This is a genomic window from Oceanobacillus sp. HCA-5259 (assembly GCF_037892815.1).
Lineage (GTDB): Bacteria > Bacillota > Bacilli > Bacillales > Amphibacillaceae > Oceanobacillus > Oceanobacillus indicireducens.
Genome location: NZ_JBBKBV010000037.1, coordinates 1 through 18,880 on the forward strand (window position 1 = coordinate 1; position 18,880 = coordinate 18,880).

Below are 18,880 nucleotides of genomic sequence, written 5' to 3' on the forward strand. Positions count from 1 at the left end.
CTAACTGTATTGGGATTAGATAAAGCACCACCGATACCAAGCAAAAGACCTGCTGCAGGCAGAATAGCAATTGGAAGCATAAACGATTTCCCAAATTGCTGCGCTTTACCGAAAAACTTTTTCATAAAAATAACACCTCCAGAAAATTATTTTCATAAACATCTTAACAACCGCTTTCATTTATGTCAATATAATATTGAATCGCAATGATGGTATAATGTTTAGAGTTAAGAAGGGAGATGAAGCCGTTGAATTTCGAAAATAGGATTCAAAAATATAACGCTGTACTGACCGAAAGCGATCGAAAAATTACAAAGTATCTACTTGCAAATAAAGTTACTATACGTGATAAAACCATTATCGATTTAGCAGAGGAAATTCAAGTATCTCCAGCTAGTATAACCAGGTTTTGCAAAAAAATTGATTTCAGCACGTTTCAGCAAATGAAATACTCCTTAATCGGCACAAGTACAGAGAATAAGAAAAGTGATCATACATTCGATACAGTCTATAACTATTATCAGACGATTATCAAATCAACCCAGCAATTTTTCAGCGAAGAACAAACAGCTAGAATTGTAAATCTTATTTTAGACTCAAATAAGGTATTATTTTGTGGAATTGGTAACTCCGGATTGGTTGCACATGAGTTCAACAGCAGAATATATCGAATGGGAATCACTTCAGAATCTGTAACGGATGCACATGATCTGTTAATGAAAAGCAGTCTACTAAAAGAAAATGATTTGCTCGTTTGTTTCTCTAATTCTGGTAAAACTAAACCAGTTATCGATTCAGCAAAAATAGCAAAATCCAATAACGCAACAATTATTGTCGTAACTAATTTTGAACAAACAGCTTTAACCGAACTCGGGGACGAGGTTGTTCTCATCTCAAGCTATAAATACATTGATGATGCCAAGTTCATAAATTCTCAATTACCAGGACTCTTCCTGCTTGATTTATTAACCTACAAATTACTTAATCATGAAGATTTAATGCAGGCACGTCAACGAACATTAGATGCCATTGAGAAATATAGTTAATGAATAGGCTGGAGTTCTGAAAACTAAATTATGAGATACGAAAATAGCTGCTAGCATGATCTTCTAAAAAATTCAAGAAATGTTGACGTTTAAACGAGTAAAATAAGGCGTGGGAGCTAACACTGAAAAAAAGTGTAAACCTCACGCCTCTGTTCTCTGCCATATCCTGCATCCGCGACAATGTGTTCCGGCAGTTCGAAAAAGTTTTCTTCAATCGAGTCGAGAAAAAGATTGGGAATATAATGCGGACGAAGATACCTTTTTGGGCCCAAATGGACGGGAAGTACGGTTTAGCTATCATTAAACACGAACAGACAGGTACGGATTCACCCGTGAAATTAAAGTGTACGAATGTGAGGACTGTTCGGGCTGTCTACTCCGGGATTTATGCACGAAAGCAAAAGAAGGGAACAACCGAAGAGTCTACAAATTAATGAATATGGAGTCCCAAAAAGAATATATACGTACGAAGTTTTCAGACGAGAAAACTGGTAAAATTTACGGAAAACGTAAAATCGACGTAGAACCAGTGTTCGGGTTCCCTAAAGGCTAATTTGGGTTTAAATCGTTTTTCCGTAAGGGGAAAATAGAAGGTGAAAAATGAATTAGCCTTCGCGTTGATGGCAGTGAATTTGAGAAAGATTGCCGCCATGAACGGCAAAATCATGCCGGGGGAGAGAAACTCTACAAAAAAGGTTCCAAGCAATTTTTTATTGCTTGGAACCTTTTTGTTTACTATTTTTGGCTAGTTATATCCCAGCCTCATTGCTTTTATTATGCCTTGTTACTCAGCAGCTGCATTTACACCTTGTACGAATTCAACTGCAGTAGCATAATCTACTATATTATAATCTTGTTCATGTGGCGGCTCTGCGAAAGCAAACGATACGTTTTCCGTAATCGTAGTGGGGTCTTTTCTCCAGCCTGTACAGGAACTGTGAAATTGATTGATATTGGTTTGATGAATGATATCCGAAACATTGGATGCGTTAACGCCACCACCAACAAGTATTTCAATTTTATCACCATATTCTTGGTGAAGTTGTCCAAGCAAATCTACGCCTTCTATTGCTCTGGCCTGCAATCCACTCGTCAACACCCTTTTCACTCCCAAATCGATCAGTGTTTCAATAGCTTTAAAAGGATCTAGTACACAATCGAATGCCCGATGAAATACGGCGTCCTTACCATATTCATGAAGCAAGTTTATAATGATTTCATTTTTTTCTTTATCTATATCACCGTTTTTATCCAGACATCCAAAAGCCACACCTTCAATATCATACGTAATCATGGCTTCTATATCAGCAAGCATCGTTTCAAACTCATATTTATTATAATTGAATCCACCTGGTCTGGGTCTTGCCATGGCTACAATGGGAACATTACAATTGGCGACTGCCAATTTCAAGGTCCCAATGGAAGGAGTTAATCCGGTTAAGGACATGGCATTGTTTAATTCTATTCGATCTGCCCCAGCCTTTTGTGCATATAAAACATCCTCGACACTACCGCAACATATCTCAGCAATTGTTTTCATTAACAATCACCTCCAATAAGCTTTTTCCATCCCATTACTGTACATTCATCGTCAATAACGGAATACGCTTTTCGTATTTTTTAACCAATGCTTCATTATGCTGGTCAGAACCTTCCAAGTTACCGCTTAAAAAAACAGGTGGTTCCACGTTTAAATCGGCCATCATAACAATTGCTTCTGCAAAAATACTGTTTAAAATGGCAGCGCCAATCACAGTCGATGTCGGAGCAAATGGAACTTTGACCATTTCATGTGTCAAAACCGCATCCCCTGGAACAGAATAGTTGTCAATGGCTAGATCAACGGAGTTAAATAGATGTTTGCCGCTCTTATGTCTCGAAGGTTGGCTTTGGGAATACTCCAAAGAAGTAATACCAATTACATATGCTCCCTTTTCTTTTGCATATTGCGCAACATCAACCGGTACAGGATTTCTTCCGGATGTAGACAGGACGAACACGACATCGCTCGGTCTGATATCTTGTTTTTCCAAGAATGTCATTGCATAATCATTCTTTCTTTCCAACTGGGAAGAGCGCATGGCACCTTCATGCAGCATAAGTGGTTCAACTAAAATCGGCTTTATTGGAACCAAGCCACCCGCACGATAAAATACTTCTTCCGTTAAAATGTGGGAATGACCACAACCGAACAATTGCACAATCCCACCATTTTTAATTGCCTCTGCAGCCTTTTCGGCAGCTTTAACTAAATTTTCACTTTCCTTCTCTTCCACCATCTGAAGACGATCTTCCAGCTTTTTAAAATATGTGCTGAGCATTATAATCCCTCCACTGATTTTATGATTTTTTCCACTTCTGCAGGTTTTGTTTTGCCAGTGTCTTTGTCAATTGTCGATCCAAATATATGGGGCATAAAAAATTCTATATCAATATGGCTTACCGCTTGAATAATTGTTTTTATGTTGGAGGAACTGATACCTCCTGCCGGTTCAATACCTCGAATTCCTTTTTGTGCCGCCACTTGCGTTAAATAAACGAGTTCCTCCAAATGTTCTTCACCGTTCAATGGCATGAATTTAATGGACTCGATACCTATTTCTACAGCCATTTCAACAAGTGTTTCCACATTCATTTCGGTTCCCGAGGATAACTTTACCGTACCGGAATTACCGCTTGGTGCTACAAGTGCATTGACCATGGGAAATATCCCTTTACCCTCTAAAAATCCCCGGGAATATGCAGCTTTTTCAAAGGGCTGATTAATATGGCCGGGGTCGGATAATGAAGCGATTTCCACTACCCGTTCAGCATATTGCGGATTCCCCCCACCACCAAGTCCTATGGAAATAATATCTGTTACTTCTTTCAACTCTTTCACTTTTTTTGCCCCTGCAGCTGTATCTTCATAATCTGCTGCGACAATACCTGGAACAACAAATCCGTCTCCTGCTTCTAAAATTTTTTTTGCGTTTTCTTTATCTTTCGCTAAAAAGTTGAATAGAACGAAATCATGAAGCTTTTGATTTTGCATTTTACAGCCCATCCTTCATCTCTTCAATAAGTTTCACCATATTTTCCAACGCAACTTGAATTACTTTTTCCCCTTTTTCACTTGTAGCAAGCGTGGCATCGCCCAAAACGGCGGAATCGGTAATTTCTTCCCATGGTGTTGGTGTTACATCAGCACTCAATTGAATATTCGACTTTCCGTCAATTGCTTTTTCCATATGAACAAACTCCGGTGCCAAATAAAGCATATAGGATGTTTCGATTTCACAGGCATGAAAATAGGTGCCGTGACTTGCAGGTGACTCCCTGATTTCCTCCACAATTTTTCCGGTACCTGGATAAAACAAATACACTACCTTCAATTCCGGAAAAGAATCATACAATTTTCTTGCCGCTTCCTTCATTGCCACAGCATTGCCTAAATGACCATTGACCATCACGAAAATTTTGAATCCTTGACGATATAGGCTTTCCCCAATATCATATATAAGGCTGATAAGGGAGTTGTTGGAAACATTGATGCTTCCCGGGAAGTTTTTTAAACTCCATACTTGACCATAAGGTAAAGTCGGTAATATAAAGGCATCAATGAGCTCGGCTAATTTTTCACTCAGTCGCCTCGCCAATAGATTATCCGTACCTAATGGAAGATGCGGACCGTGTGCCTCTACCGCGCCGATTGGAAGTACAGCAACTTTTTTCCGTTTGATTTTTTCCTTTACTTCATAAGAGTTTTCATATTCAAATTCCATTATAACATCTCCAATAGTTTACTTTTTGAATGTGAAGCAGCGAGCGGGGTTTTCCACAAAAAATTTATGAATCAGCTTTTCTCCATCAAACCCTCTTTGATTTGCTTCATCGATAAAGCGGGGTATCCATTTTGCAATGATGTATTCTAAACCGAGTCCATGGTCATAGTGCTTATAATACGTTTTTCGAGCAGTATCTCCTGAAACTAGTATTTGGTTCTCATATCCTTTTTCGACAAGATGTAAAATGCAGTTTATTCTTGTCGATTCCGGTGCATATTTTATTTTGGCAATTCCATCAAAACTTAAGTAAGCTCCAGTCTTTGCAATTTGTTCATGATAATAAGGATCGGGATTACGATCCATGTGACCGATACTTAAAAATTCCAGGTTGATATTTTCGGATTGCAACAATTCAATTTGTTCCAATGCCATCGTCCCTGCTTCCGTATGTGAATGAATAGGTGCTTTTGTTTCATGATGGGCACGTGCTACTGCACGTAACGTTTTCTCCTCCAATGGAATGATCCGATTATAAGCTGTGCCAAATTTTACTTGACCTGCTTTAAAAGGGGTTCCTTCCAATCCTTCTTCTACTTCTTTTATAACAAACTCCGCAAGCTTATTAATACTCGTGTTTTCAATCCATTGAATGTACGTATCGTACTCACCTATAATCGGTTTTAATTCTTCTTTCACCTTCGCATCCCATAAAAAGCTTTTATTGAAACCTGCCGTTCCGACAATATGGATGTCCAATTCATCGGAAATTTCCTTTACAGCTTGTACATCTCGACCATAATCAACAGCTGTCGCATCGACAATAGATTTCCCGCCATGATTTTTGAAATCTTTTACATCCATTTTAGACTTTTCTTTATCATCCAACAGAAGATCATCCTCGCCCCTCTGCACCCAGTAATCCGGGCGACATACGATATGTTCATGGGAATAAGTAAAGCCTAATTCTTCTGGATTAATATCTCCTTTTAAAGTACGAATATAGCTCATGATGGAACCTCCTCAAATAGAATAAGGGAAAACCGACATGAATGATCCCATGCCGGCTCCTATAAAATTGTCTTCTTCAGTTAAAATAATGATGCAATAAATTTAATGATCGGACCTAGTACAAACATATCCGTATCTGCAGCCCACATTGCCGTATCAGGAACGGTGGAGGAAATCATCATTTTAACCATAATATATTGACCCCAAGAAACGATTGTAGCAGTGATGAAGCCACCCATCAAAGCACCCCGAACACCACCAGTTGCATTACCGAACACGCCCGCAGTCGCACCGTGGAAGAAAAGAACAATCATCGTCGGAACGAATACATATCCTACTGTCTGTCCAAGTATGACCAACCAAATGATTCCTCCAACAAATGCACCTAGGAAACCTAAAATAACAGCGTTTGGTGCAGCGGCAAAAACTACCGGAGCATCTAATGCCGGTTTGGCACCAGGAACGATCTTTGTTGCAATCCCATTGAAGGCCGGTACGATTTCACCGATAAACATTTTAACCCCGAATAACACAACTGCAATACCGGCAGCAAATGTAAAGGATTGAATAATCGCGTACATGATGAAGCTTTGATTACCGGCCTGTTCCATTAATGCAGCAGATCCCGGTGTATCTTTCACAATTAGAATAACGGCACCGACTACAAATAAAATACCCATGGTCAATGCAGTGATGACGTTGGAATCCCTTAAAAATTCAAGACCCTTCGGCAGCTTGATTTTTTCCGAATCATTTTCTTTGTTTCCGAACCATTTACCGAACCAAGCTGCAAGCAGTGCTGCGAATGCAGATGTATGACCTAGAGCGATACTGTCATTACCCATTACTTTACGCATATATGGTTGAATGATGGCCGGCTGGAATGTCCAATAGATCCCCATAAATACAGATAGGAAAAGAACAAGTGTCGTGAAAGAGACATCCATTGTCGTATCAATTATAATTCCGGCAAATATCAACGTAGTCCAGAACATCATATGACCAGTTAAATAGATGTACTTAAAGCGTGTAAATCTCGCCAACAATACGTTGATAATAAAGCCTATAAACATTGCCAGCGTTACGGCAGAACCATATTCGGATATGAAAATTTCCTGTCCCATGAAGGATCCGAATTCTGCCCCTTCAATTCCAAAAACTTCACTCCACATCGGTTCAAAAACACCCAGTGCACCAGTTATGACACCTGACCCAGCACTAATAATCAAGAAACCAATCATTGCTTTGAATGTTCCACTGATAAGTTGGCTTGCGCTCTTCTTCTGAAGCAATAATCCAAGTAGAACGATAAAACCAATCAAAATTGCTGGTACACCAAAAAAGTTATTGGCTAGCCACTGAATAATCTCCATCAGTAATTACCCCCTATTATATTTAGTTGATATTTGACTCGAGTGCGCTTTTGATCTCTTCTTTATCAAAGAAGTTGTTTACAATCATAACCTTTGAACTGTGACCTTGTAGAGACTGTGCAAGTTCATTACTTGTAATGATATAATCCGGACGTTCTGCAGAAGCACTCGAAACATCCGTGTTTTCGACATCTGCTTGAATACCCATCTCCTTCAACACACTCTCCACATTCATTCGCAAAATCAAACTTGTACCTTGCCCTAATCCACATACACATAAAATTTTCATCATTCTGTTCCTCCTATTAATTTTTTGATTTCTTCATAATCATCAACTTGAAGCAGTTTATCCACATTATCCGGATTACCTATCAGTTCCATTAATTTCTGTAAAATACGTAAATGCTCATCACTAGTTGATGCACCCAAAACGAAAACAAGTCGAACCGGATCATTCGTGTCATGTCCAAATTTCACATCATTCTTTAATCGTACGAAGGATACACATGCCTCATTCACACCATCCTCCGGTCTGGAATGCGGTAATGCAATATGAGGGGCCAGCACGAAATAGGCACCATTTTCATGGTATGAATCAATCATAGCCTCCACATACCTGCCTTCAATTAACTCTGTATCGACTAAAAGCCCACCGGCGGCCGCTATTGCTTCCTCTGGCGTTTGAACTTCTACATCAAGTGCAACCAATGATTCTTCTAAAAATTTCACTCGATTAAACCTCCCTATTCCATGTTGAGTCTATTATTTTGTCAAGGATTGTTTAAAGTAATCATAAATTCCTTTGGGTGTGTCTAGTTCGATTAATTGGCGTATCGTTTCATCTTTTGAAAACAGCTCCATCAGTTGGGATAATGCTTTAAGATGTGATTCATTATCCGTTGTCGCCAATACGACAATAAAATGGACATCATGTTTTGGAGAAGATGAGAAATGAACATGATTATTCAACTTCAGTAAACCCATTCCCGTTTTCATTACACCATCTTCCAATTTGGCATGTGGTACAGCTATACCGGGAGCAATGACAATATATGGACCATGTTCTTCTACATTCTGTATCATTTTACTTATATAGTGTTCTGTTATAGATAAATTATGTAGAAGTGGTTCGGCAGCAAGCGTTACTGCTTGCCTCCAATCTGCAACATTATCTCTAACTTGAATGGTTTCTTCATTTAAGAAGTCCAATAAGCCAAGCTTATGACTTTCCTGCAGACGAATGTCCGGTCGGAACAGATATTGCTTCAAATCCGAAGAAAGTTCTTTCCTATTTCTGATATCCACATGCCTTTCGATCACATCCATCAAGCCTTCGATGGATACGTTATGTTGTTTCGAATCATTCAGATGGATATTAACCATCTTGAGCAGGCTTTCCTTTTCAGAATCCGTCAAAATGGGACTGACTACAAATGTAGGATGTGCTTTATTTCTTATGGACGTTGTAGAAACGACAAAGTCTACATCAAATATGTTTTCCTCATACTCTCTAACTGAAAGGGTGTCTTTGATATCAATATTGGAAAACAATTCTTCCAATTGCTGCTTCAAAATTTGGGAAGTACCAATGCCGTTTGCACATACTATCAGGGCTTTTTTCCGGGCAATCGGCTTTACACCTTCTTTTCGCAACCAGCCTCCAAAGTGGATTGCGATATATGCAACTTCATTTTCAGGAACAGCCTTTCCAAGAATCAATTCGAATGGGCGAATGATTTTCTTAGTTATCAAAAATACTTCCTCATATTTCTCTTTTACGGATTCCACTATTCTATTTTCGACTTCAATATCATATTTCACTCGATAATATGCAGGCTTCAGATGTAACATTAAATTTTTCACCAGTAATCTGCGGTCATGAAACAAGATGCATGCATATCTCTGGAAGTTATCAACCATTGTTTCAGCTACCCGACCCAATTGACCCGCAAGTTGTTGATCCTGGAAATCCTCATCCAAGTAATTTACTTTTGCGCCGAGAAGATTAGCCGTAATGAACAATAGCTCGTCTTTTATAAATGATATCCCGTAAAGTTCTTCCAATCGCGAGCATAATCTTTTAGCAACTCGAAAAGCTTTCGTATCGACCAAAACTTCCATTTCCATTGCATCCATTTCTATAACATGACCGAGCTCAACCCTTTTACTTATGATCATTAATCGCAATGTCAAGCTATAGAGCATTTCGTCGGTAAATTGAAGATTCAATTGATGTTCGCTTTCAGATACCCATTCATAAACGGTTTTTATTGTTTCGACATCAAATAAAGGAATCTTATCCTTACTGATCGCTGCTTGTATTTGAATGGAGGTATGCAGCGAGTCCCAGCTTGGATTCGGAATCACTGAAGTGAGGTAATGTACAACAGCTTTTCTGACTTCGGGCTCTTCCCCCAAAATAATGTAGCCTTCCCTGCGATCAACATCCAAGTTCAAGTCAAATTCTTCAAGCTCTCTTCTCAATGACTTCATATCTTCTATTGTCGTATTTCTGCTTACTTGGACCTTTTCCATTAAATCCTTCAGAAACAACTTTCTGTCTCCAAGTGCTATATAGATAGCCAACCATGCTTTTCTTTCCGCTGGCGAGTACTCATAATGCCAAGCTTCCATCTCATTCAATTTATTCGGAATGGACTTTTTTGCTTTATCACTGAGAATAAAGCCGGCAGAACGAACATGTTGCACATTATCCAAACCAGCATCCATTAACCAATTGTTTATTTTTTCGATATCATAGTAGATCGTTCTTCTTGATACATTTAATTGCTTCGTTAATTCTGTAATCGATACATAGGAGTCTTCATTTACCAATGTCGTCAAAATTGCCGTACTGCGTTTATCCAAAGTTATTTGATTTCCTCCTTGCACAAGTTAGTTTGCACAAAAAGTCAATAGCAAGTCCTACCCGTAATTTAACAATAACATATATTTTTATCAGGTTAAGACCAAATCATACTCCTTCATTTGTGCAAAACTGTACCTTGCCTTTATTTCAGACAATTTAAGAATAGGAAGATACATAGGAGAGAGCTTGATGAATAGAACTGTTGGAGGGACACCATGATTACGAAGGAACAGACATTATTGACGAAAGAAGATTTCCACAGCCGGACAGACTTGCCAGACTGGCTTTACAAAGAATACGAAACGTTTCATCGTCCGGTAACAGATAAAACGTTCCGTAAAATAGAAGCTTTATTACAGGATAGTATCCGCATGATGTGGTTAGCTCAAGGACACGAACCCAGCTATCGCACCATCATTCGTTTCTGTCATACTACGTGAATGCTTTGTCCAGTTCCGGTTTTATTGATGGTACAAAAATTGAAGAGAACGCAAATAAGTTGACCTTTGTGTGGCGGAAATCCATTGAAAGATATAGAGATAAGCTAATTGAATGGTCCAATCAACTGTATGATGAGCTGTTAGAGAAGGAGATCATCCCAGCAATAGAGCGAGAAAATGAAGAGGAACTTTCCGTCAAAGAAATGGAAGAAGTAGTCGAAAAGTTAGATGAAAAGGTTGAGGAATACGATAAAAAAATCGAAGCTTGCGAGGTTGGTAGCGAACGAAAGAAAATCCGTTCCGAACGTAAATTTCCAAAACAAGCTCGCAAGCAGTTTAACGATTTCATTACCCGCAAACAAAAGTATCAAAACGATATGGAGATTTTTGGTGATCGCGCAATAGTTACTCAAAAACGGACCCAAATGCGACGTTTATGCTCATGAAGGATGACTACATGAAGAACGGTCAATTGAAAGCTGGTTACAACGTCCAGATTGCAACGGAAGGTCAATACGCGCTCGCATACGATGTTTTCCCAAACCCGACAGATACACGCACCTTAATTCCTTTTCTCGACTCGATTGAAGAAAACTTTTTCGAACTGCCGGAACACATTGTCGCGGATGCGGGATATGGCAGTGAACAGAACTATGAAGATGTCATCGAGAACCGAAATCGAACGCCACTTATTACATACAATCAATATCGAAAGGAGAAGAAAAAGAAGCATAAGGACAACGCTTTTCATGTAGTTAATTGGGAATATAATGAGGAGGAAGATACCTTTTCGGGCCCAAGTGGACGGAAAGTACGGTTTAGCCATCATGAAACACGAACAGACAGGTACGGATTCACCCGTGAATTTAAAGTGTACGAATGTGAGGACTGTTCGGGCTGTCTACTCCGCGATTTATGCACGAAAGCAAAAGAAATAGAATTAGAAAGGGAAAAAGAAAAACAAAAACAAGCAGTATGAACTATCCTTGTTTAGATTTAAATTCCTTGCCATAGAAGGTTTAACAAGTAGGGAAATATGGTTTTAAGCCAGGCCACGGAGGCAAAGATTAAAACCGGAAAGAGAATTCGCGATGTTTCCTTGTGACAGTGAACTCGACTGACCCACGGATATCAGGATGCTCACCGTCGTAGAGTATTTTTGCCTTCGTGGCGTGTGCTTAACGATAAAAGTACCTACACATACTCTCGGTATGAGTTCTGAAAAATTTGACATGGAGCCTCTGCGTGTGTGATTCTGCAGCCAAGACGCCAAATGAAAAGATATTTAACTGCACCTGTGAGGTTATCACACACGCCACTCCATATAAAGTTTTTCTTTGAGAAACACCAAACGCTTTGAGAGCTTCTTTTGCATCTGCAACAATTCCTAACCAAGGGGCATACACTTTTCCTAACTTCTCAAAATCAATATCGATATGAATTAGCTTTTTATCCAGTGTAATGAGTGAGTAATCCTGGGTTGTTACTTCCGATAGTCTTGTACCTAACGCAAGGATAACATCCATCCAAATGTCCAACATATAACGGATGATTATTCGGAAAGACATCATGCCTCCGGAAGGCAGCCAATACCGGTATTTCAAACTTTTCAGCAAAGCTCCGCAGTTCGTCTTCTGCCTGCGCATGCTTCACACCCCCACCAGCAAGAATCACCGGTTTCTTCGCCACTGCAAGAATTTCTTGGCATTTGAGAAGTTCATTCTTTGATGGGACTGGTCGTGGTATTGTTAGGGGTGAGCCAAATTGCATCTCCGCTTCCTCCTGCAATATATCTTCCGGTAAAGAAATAACGACCGGTCCAGGCCTGCCAGTTTGCGCAATTCGAATGGCTCGTTCTACAATTTTAGGATTCTTTCCGGATCTTTTATCTCTACAGCCCACTTCGCAATATGTCCAAAAAACTGTTCTAAATCAACTTCTTGAGATCCTTCTCTCCCCCTATATTTACGATGAACCTGGCCAAGAAAAACAAGCATTGGAGTAGAATCTTGATAAGCGGTGTGTACCCCAATCGCTAGGTTCACTCCACCCACTGCCCTTGTTGCAAAAACGATTCCTAACTTTTTGGAGGCCTTCTATCCTTCAGCCTTAAATGCTGCACCACCTTCATATCTCGCGAAAAATCACATCTATTGTTTCCACTTCATAAAAAGCATCCAGAATGGGTATATAGCTCTCCCCGAATACATAGAATACCTTCTCTACTGATGCCCGTCTCAAGCATTCTACAATGGCCCCAGCTGCAGACATGCTGAAATGTTTAACAGACATTACCAGCTCTCCTCCTTCAATCGAAGTTCCCTCAACCGACGAACTACTTCATCTAATCGCTCTTTACTAACCGTTAGAGCAATTCGAATATAGCCTTCACCTGATGGTCCAAAAGCTGTTCCTGGGGTAACAATCACTCCAGCCTCCTCTAGCAATTTGTTAGCAAAACTGTTCGCCGTAAATCCAGTGGGAACCTTCGCCCAAAGAAAAATGGTTCCTCTCGTTTTTTCTGTAGAAATCCCTAATTCGTTTAGCGCCGTGTATAGCTTTTCCATCCGCTCTTGATAAATAGCATTATGCTCCTTGACTGCGAATAAATCACTCTTTAAAGCTGTAGCCGCCGCCTTTTGTACAGCAAGAAACTGGGAAGAATCAATATTACTTTTCAATGTGGCCAAGGCTTGAATGACATGCTTATTTCCAACCACATAGCCGATTCGCCAGCCTGCCATATTAAAGCTCTTTGATAATGAACCAAATTCCACTGCATAATCCTTGGCGTCTGGGACTTGCAGGACACTCGGAGCTTTATAACCGTCAAATGTTATCAGATTATATGCCGCATCGCTCGCAAGCAAAATTTTATTATTCTTTGAAAAAGTTGCTGCTTCCCGAAACGTGTTTAATTCAACAGTGGCACCTAGCGGATTGCTTGGATAATTTAACATCAAAAGTTTGGCCCGTTGCTTGTTCCTTTTAGAGATCCTGCCAAACTCTGGAATATAACCCTTTTCTTCATTTAAAGGCAATAATATACTTTCACCACCAGCCAAAAGGACCCCTTTTTGATATACTGGATAGCCCGGATCAGGGACAAATACCGCGTCACCCGGGTTTAAAACCGCCTGAAACAGATTAACAATCCCTTCCTTCGAACCGATTAGTGCCAAAACCTCTGTATCGGGATCCAGATCAACAGCATATTGTTTTTTATAAAATTCCGCAACCGCCTCTTTAAATTCAGAACAGCCACTGTACGGGGAATAACGATGGTTATCAGGATTCTTTGCCTCAAGCACGAGCCGCTCATAAACAAAATCGGGTGTAGGTAAATCAGGAGCACCAATCCCTAGATCAATAACATCGACTCCCTCTTTCTCGAGTTCCGCTTTTTTACGTTGGAATTCGGAAAATACGTAGGCTGGTAAACTTTTCACCCTATCCGCTATCGTAATCATTTTTTACCTCCCAAATAGGTCATTCTTTTCTTATTTCTATCGTATTGAAGGTATCGCTTTTTTAGAAGAAAAGGAAAGAACAATCCTCTTCTAGAAACTCCACTTTTCAAAGTTTTGTAATACTCCTAAGCTTTCCAACATAATTTGTAATAACTTGGATAGCTTGCCTTTTCTATGAGTTAACAAAGAACGTTTAAAATGTGGACAAAATAAAGAGGAAAAAGGGGATCGATAAAGTTGAGAATAAAGAATTTAATTTATTTTTTATTGTTGATGGGATGTATATTACTCATACTTGCTGCTTGTGGAGAGGGGAAGAAAAATATAGCAATTGGTCCTCCAGCAAGTGAGACGAATACGGCATCAAGTTTAATTCTTGATGCATATGGGATCGGTGATGGTGATTACAATGCGTATCAAGAAGGATTTGGTGATGCGGCAGATGGCGTACAGGATGGAAATATTGATATATCAATTGGTATTTTAGGCTTGCCTGCAGGTAACATTGAAAGCCTGCAAGCATCTGTTGGGGATGTGAAAATGCTAGGACTCTCGGATGAAGCGATCGCACATATTGAGGAAAATAGTGGGTACAAACGTTTCACCATTCCACAAGATACGTACGATTTTCTTGAATCAGATGTTGAAACTGTTACGGCCTATGCAATTCTAATGGCAAGCACCGATACAATTGATGAAGAGCTTGGTTATGAGCTTGCAAAAAGTATGGTTGAGAATGCAGACGAAAATACACATGCACAGTCCGAACATATGACATTAGAAAATGCTCTTCTTGGGGCAGAGGGACTACCAATTCATCCAGGTGCAAAACGTTATTATGAAGAACAAGGCTTAACAGTAGACAATCCTGTAGCAGAATTAAATACAACGGAAGCGAAACCTGAGCTTATATTAGGAACGGGCAGTCAAGGCGGAACCTATTATCCTCTTGGAGGAGAAATGGCTAATATTTGGAATAACCATATCGATGGCATCAATATAACGAATACGGAAACTGGGGCATCGATTGAAAACCTTGTTGGAATTCGTAACGGGGATATTGACCTTGGTATGACCGTTCATGTTCCAGCACAAGCTGCAATTAATGGGGAAGCGGATTTTGAAGGAGAGAAAGTTGAGAACGCCGCTTTTATCGGTCATATTTATCCAGAGGTTATTCAAATTATAACCCGTGAAAGTACTGGTATCGAGAGCCTTGATGACTTTTAATTTCATCATTCGCAAATGTTGGGGGATCTTTTAACCAGGAAGGTCCCTCATCGTTTAGCTTCTCCGTAAGGGTGTGATTAGATGAAAGAAAACCAAGAAATCAACGTAAAGGAAATTTTAGAGAAATACGATAAAGAAAGTAATTTCCGTGAGAATATTGGAAAATGGGCATGGATTGTAACATTTTTAGGTGTTGCCTTAACCGCTTTCCATTTATATACAGGATACTTTGGAAACCTCCCATCCCAACAGCAAGGTGCTGTCCACCTTGGGACTGCACTTGGTATTATCTTTTTGCTTTTCCCGGCAAAAAGTGGTCTGCAGAAATTACAGAAGACGGTTCCATGGTATGACGTTCTTCTCGCATTTTTGGCCATGTATGTGACTTATCATAAAGTCATCTTTTTTGATTCAATTCTCGAGAGTCGGATTGCAGGCTACAGTATGCTCGATACAATCATTTCCATACTCGGTATCTTTCTCTTACTCGAAGCAACCCGTCGTACAGTTGGTTTACCAGTTGTAATTGTAGCTGGAGTTACGTTACTTTATGCTTTATTTGGTAATATCATACCAACACAGATCTTGTCTCATCCTGGTTTTGCTTTTGACCGCTTGGCAACAGATTTATGGTATAAGGAAAGTGGTGTTTTCGGGACACCCATTCAAATTTCAGCTAAGTTTATTTTCCTCTTTCTGTTTTTCGGTGTAGTCCTCGTACAAACAAAGATTGGTAAATTTTTCAATGACCTTGCATTCGCGTTAACAGGGAGATATACAGGCGGAACGGCAAAAGCAGCCGTCGCGGCTAGTGCATTGCAAGGAATGGTTTCTGGAAGTTCTGTTGGTAATACCGTCGCTTCCGGTTCCTTTACCATTCCGATGATGAAGAAGGCAGGATTTAAACCAGAGTTTGCTGCGGCAACAGAAGCATCAGCGTCAACAGGTGGACAAATTATGCCTCCAGTAATGGGAGCCGCAGCATTTATTATGATGGAATACTTAGGCGTGTCCTACGCAACAATCATGATTGCTGCTGCAGTTCCAGCTGTCTTATATTTTACAGGGATATTTATCGGAACACACTTTGAGGCGAAACGATTAGGTATTGTTGGTCTGCCAAAGTCAGAACTCCCGAGTTTCCGTAAATTAATGATTAAAAATGGATATATGCTTTTACCATTAGTCGTCGTCATCGGCACAGTCATGATTGGGTTCACCCCACAGCGGGCTGCTTTACTAGGGATTTTGTCAGCTTTTTTGATAAGTTTAGTTAGAAAAGAAACGAGGCTCAATTTTAGGCAAACGATTCATGTACTTGAACAAGGAGCGCGTGTCGCTTTACCGGTAATAGCTGCAGTTGCTACGGCTGGTATTATTGCTGGAGTAGTCAGTATCACCGGTCTCGGTTCTAAATTTGCTTCCGGTATTATTGCATTATCAAGTGGACATTTATTTTTAGCGCTATTTTTCACGATGATCGCTTGTCTGATTCTTGGAATGGGATTACCGACAACGGCTAATTACGTGGTAACAGCAACAATTGCAGCACCAGCACTTATTAATGAATTCGGTGTAGCGCCAATCGCTGCGCATATGTTTGTCTTTTACTTTGGAATTGCAGCAGATATTACACCACCTGTCTGTCTTGCCGCATATGCTGGAGCGGGAATAGCGAGGGCGAATCCATTTAAATCCGGAGTCATCGCAGTGAAGCTCGCAATTGCGGCATTTATTATACCGTATATATTTGTTTATGATTCAATTCTCGTTCTAATAGATGTTACACCAGTAAGGCTTGTCATTGCTCTTGCAACAGCATTATTGGGTATGATCGCTGTTAGCAGTGCAGTCATCGGCTTCTTTGTCCGGAATTCTTATTCTTGGGAGCGGATCATTCTTTTCGTCGCTGGTATTATCTTGATCGTTCCAAATATAATGAGCAGTACGATTGGTTTAGTTTTAGTATTAGGGATCTGGTACATTCAAAAACGACGTAAGGACGACAATGGAAATATGGGGATGAATGTGTCGGTATAAGAAAGTTTTAAAGTACCAAAATAACAAATTGACAAAAACGGATTAAACAATAAAAAAATAACGGAAAAAAAGCTAGAATTGGTGATCACTACCTTCATCTTTTCTAGCTTTTTGTAACAACAACGAAGGACAACACATCCCCCCTAAAACATCTCTCCTGCTATCCAATGAATTGTAAAATTTTTAGGTACCTTAGTCCTAATTCTTCGCACTCGATTGTCGAATGAATCCACTGACTTTTTATATCTCTTCCCCCTTCCTTTGCCAATCCAGTACCTGAAGCTTAGTTATATTCTCCCTATCTTTCCCAAAAGTATCATAAATGTCCCGAATAAAACTTTTTTTCGTCAAAGTGTGCAATTTTAGGTTTTATAGAAATTATTGTAAATATTTATTATAATTAACTAATTGAAGCCTGTTTAAGGTTGTATTATAATCATCAATTTTGCCTTTATTAATATAGAAAGGAGGAAAAAAGGATGGAAGAAACCACAATTTCTGATGGGAAACATTGTGAGTTCATGTGGGCAAATAAATTTATAGCAGAAAATGAATTAATTTTCCGGAATCGTTTAATAAAGTCATTTTTGCTTAAGAAGGAAAATTACTTTTTGCTAAATCAATCCATCCGCCATCCAACGCCAGAAACGAATAATGCTTTAGATAAGGCATTCCAAGATCATTTTGCCGAGATCAGGTTAATTAGTCAATTATCAAATGAATTGAGAAGACATGCCATTCGTTATGACAAGAAGGTTAACTTGTACAGAAGAAGTCAATTACTAATTTTGGACCAGCCAATCCATGACGAAACAGAGAATAGCATATCTTTCAAAGATGTTATTACAGATAAGCATGCTATCCCTGTTGATGAAGCGGCGCTAGAAAATAACCAGGATTTGCAATGCTATCTTGAAAATCCAACTCTATTTCAAGCTTTTTCTTCCCTTACTTCCAGGCAGAAACAAATTTTAAATCAAGCGTATCTTTTCAAGATGTCTGATACAGAAATTGCCGCTAAAGAAGGTGTATCCCAGCAATCCATTTCCAAGACGAGAAACAGAGCTTTAAGGGAGCTAAGAAAACAACTATTGGCAGAGGAGGATAAAACATGATTGATATCTCTGCTCTTTCCGGTTTGATTGATATGATAGAAAATGTTGGATTCCCCGTCATCGTGGCTTTGTTTTTATTAATACGCTATGAAATCAGGATGGAACGTTTGGAAAAACACTCTAAAGATTTATCAGATACAATCAACAAATTAAGGAGGGATCTTTCATGACGAGTCTCATTGATCTAACGAAAAAAGTGCAAAAGTATAATGATGCCGAATCATTAGAAATTGTTCTTACCCTATTCGAACCTAAAATCAGAGCTTCATTAAAAGAAACCTCACCACAGGAACAAGTCGATTTATATCAAGAACTAAAAATTAGAGTAATAGAAATCATTAGGAAGTATGACTACAATAATACGTACGGTTTTTGGGAATTTACCAATCGACTAAAAGAACTGCATGTAGTTGAACAGACAGCAAAAGAAAATTCTGATCATCCAGTTAAAAATTCATGATAGGGGGATAGGATACAAATTCTATATAATCATAGGGTTATTAAATTCGTTTGTCATCAGCC

General features: G+C 39.4%; 17 protein-coding genes and 4 pseudogenes. 9 read left to right on the plus strand and 12 right to left on the minus strand.

Annotation, left to right across the window (positions count from 1 at the left end; genetic code table 11):
• Positions 1 to 125 (minus strand): hypothetical protein (locus WKU33_RS15755; RefSeq protein WP_340455519.1); only part of this gene is annotated, 125 nt, incomplete at its 3' end.
• A 123-nt stretch (positions 126 to 248) separates the two neighbouring features.
• Here WKU33_RS15755 and WKU33_RS15760 point away from each other — a divergent pair.
• Complete coding sequence (locus WKU33_RS15760) at positions 249 to 1,046, plus strand: MurR/RpiR family transcriptional regulator (RefSeq protein WP_340455478.1); 798 nt, start codon at positions 249 to 251, stop codon at positions 1,044 to 1,046.
• Positions 1,047 to 1,275: 229 nt separating this feature from the next.
• A pseudogene (locus tag WKU33_RS15765) lies at positions 1,276 to 1,696 on the plus strand (transposase); the annotation flags it as partial.
• Positions 1,697 to 1,830: 134 nt separating this feature from the next.
• Here the strand turns inward: WKU33_RS15765 and WKU33_RS15770 are convergent.
• The 9 genes from WKU33_RS15770 to WKU33_RS15810 all read right to left on the minus strand — a co-directional run bounded on the left by WKU33_RS15770 (position 1,831) and on the right by WKU33_RS15810 (position 10,062).
• Positions 1,831 to 2,586 (minus strand): copper homeostasis protein CutC, encoded by a 756-nt coding sequence (locus WKU33_RS15770; RefSeq protein WP_340455479.1) that lies wholly within the window; start codon positions 2,584 to 2,586, stop codon positions 1,831 to 1,833.
• A 34-nt stretch (positions 2,587 to 2,620) separates the two neighbouring features.
• Positions 2,621 to 3,367: an SIS domain-containing protein gene (locus tag WKU33_RS15775; RefSeq protein ID WP_340455481.1), complete on the minus strand. Its 747-nt coding sequence runs from the start codon at positions 3,365 to 3,367 to the stop codon at positions 2,621 to 2,623.
• On the minus strand, positions 3,367 to 4,080 hold the full coding sequence (locus WKU33_RS15780; protein WP_340455483.1) for a KDGP aldolase: 714 nt from the start codon (positions 4,078 to 4,080) through the stop codon (positions 3,367 to 3,369). Before WKU33_RS15780 ends, WKU33_RS15775 begins: the two co-directional genes overlap by 1 nt.
• A 1-nt stretch (position 4,081) precedes the next feature.
• The gene (locus WKU33_RS15785) at positions 4,082 to 4,810 is read right to left on the minus strand and encodes a creatininase family protein (RefSeq protein ID WP_340455485.1); all 729 of its coding nucleotides are present in this window, start codon (positions 4,808 to 4,810) and stop codon (positions 4,082 to 4,084) included.
• Between the two features lie 18 nt (positions 4,811 to 4,828).
• The gene (locus WKU33_RS15790; RefSeq protein WP_340455487.1) at positions 4,829 to 5,821 is read right to left on the minus strand and encodes a phosphotriesterase family protein; all 993 of its coding nucleotides are present in this window, start codon (positions 5,819 to 5,821) and stop codon (positions 4,829 to 4,831) included.
• 80 nt (positions 5,822 to 5,901) lie between these two features.
• Positions 5,902 to 7,194 (minus strand): PTS ascorbate transporter subunit IIC, encoded by a 1,293-nt coding sequence (locus WKU33_RS15795; protein WP_340455489.1) that lies wholly within the window; start codon positions 7,192 to 7,194, stop codon positions 5,902 to 5,904.
• A 22-nt stretch (positions 7,195 to 7,216) separates the two neighbouring features.
• Positions 7,217 to 7,483 (minus strand): PTS sugar transporter subunit IIB, encoded by a 267-nt coding sequence (locus tag WKU33_RS15800; protein ID WP_340455520.1) that lies wholly within the window; start codon positions 7,481 to 7,483, stop codon positions 7,217 to 7,219.
• Complete coding sequence (locus tag WKU33_RS15805; RefSeq protein ID WP_340455491.1) at positions 7,483 to 7,923, minus strand: PTS sugar transporter subunit IIA; 441 nt, start codon at positions 7,921 to 7,923, stop codon at positions 7,483 to 7,485. The genes WKU33_RS15800 and WKU33_RS15805 overlap by 1 nt, the downstream gene beginning before the upstream one ends.
• A 33-nt stretch (positions 7,924 to 7,956) precedes the next feature.
• On the minus strand, positions 7,957 to 10,062 hold the full coding sequence (locus WKU33_RS15810) for a BglG family transcription antiterminator (RefSeq protein ID WP_340455493.1): 2,106 nt from the start codon (positions 10,060 to 10,062) through the stop codon (positions 7,957 to 7,959).
• 216 nt (positions 10,063 to 10,278) lie between these two features.
• Between WKU33_RS15810 and WKU33_RS15815 the strand changes: the two are divergent.
• Both WKU33_RS15815 and WKU33_RS15820 read left to right on the plus strand, forming a co-directional pair.
• Positions 10,279 to 10,398, plus strand: a pseudogene (locus WKU33_RS15815) (YqcI/YcgG family protein); the annotation flags it as partial.
• Positions 10,399 to 11,479, plus strand: a pseudogene (locus tag WKU33_RS15820) (transposase); the annotation flags it as partial.
• Positions 11,480 to 11,858: 379 nt separating this feature from the next.
• Here the strand turns inward: WKU33_RS15820 and WKU33_RS15825 are convergent.
• Positions 11,859 to 12,795, minus strand: a pseudogene (locus WKU33_RS15825) (thiamine pyrophosphate-binding protein); the annotation flags it as partial.
• Positions 12,795 to 13,973: an aminotransferase class I/II-fold pyridoxal phosphate-dependent enzyme gene (locus WKU33_RS15830; RefSeq protein ID WP_340455495.1), complete on the minus strand. Its 1,179-nt coding sequence runs from the start codon at positions 13,971 to 13,973 to the stop codon at positions 12,795 to 12,797. The gene WKU33_RS15830 and the pseudogene WKU33_RS15825, both read right to left, overlap by 1 nt.
• A 237-nt stretch (positions 13,974 to 14,210) precedes the next feature.
• Between WKU33_RS15830 and WKU33_RS15835 the strand changes: the two genes are divergently transcribed.
• The 5 genes from WKU33_RS15835 (at position 14,211) to WKU33_RS15855 (ending at position 18,818) form a co-directional block, all read left to right on the plus strand.
• Entirely contained in the window at positions 14,211 to 15,203 is a 993-nt protein-coding gene (locus WKU33_RS15835; RefSeq protein ID WP_340455497.1) for a TAXI family TRAP transporter solute-binding subunit, read from the plus strand.
• Between the two features lie 81 nt (positions 15,204 to 15,284).
• Positions 15,285 to 17,243, plus strand: a complete 1,959-nt coding sequence (locus WKU33_RS15840) for a TRAP transporter permease (RefSeq protein ID WP_340455499.1) — start codon at positions 15,285 to 15,287, stop codon at positions 17,241 to 17,243.
• Positions 17,244 to 17,722: 479 nt separating this feature from the next.
• Entirely contained in the window at positions 17,723 to 18,358 is a 636-nt protein-coding gene (locus tag WKU33_RS15845) for a sigma factor-like helix-turn-helix DNA-binding protein (RefSeq protein ID WP_156856393.1), read from the plus strand.
• A complete protein-coding gene (locus WKU33_RS15850; RefSeq protein WP_188856130.1) occupies positions 18,355 to 18,528 on the plus strand; it encodes a YvrJ family protein in 174 nt (57 codons plus the stop codon). The genes WKU33_RS15845 and WKU33_RS15850 overlap by 4 nt, the downstream gene beginning before the upstream one ends.
• The gene (locus WKU33_RS15855; RefSeq protein WP_156856391.1) at positions 18,525 to 18,818 is read left to right on the plus strand and encodes a helix-turn-helix domain-containing protein; all 294 of its coding nucleotides are present in this window, start codon (positions 18,525 to 18,527) and stop codon (positions 18,816 to 18,818) included. The genes WKU33_RS15850 and WKU33_RS15855 overlap by 4 nt, the downstream gene beginning before the upstream one ends.
• Positions 18,819 to 18,880 lie beyond the last annotated feature (62 nt).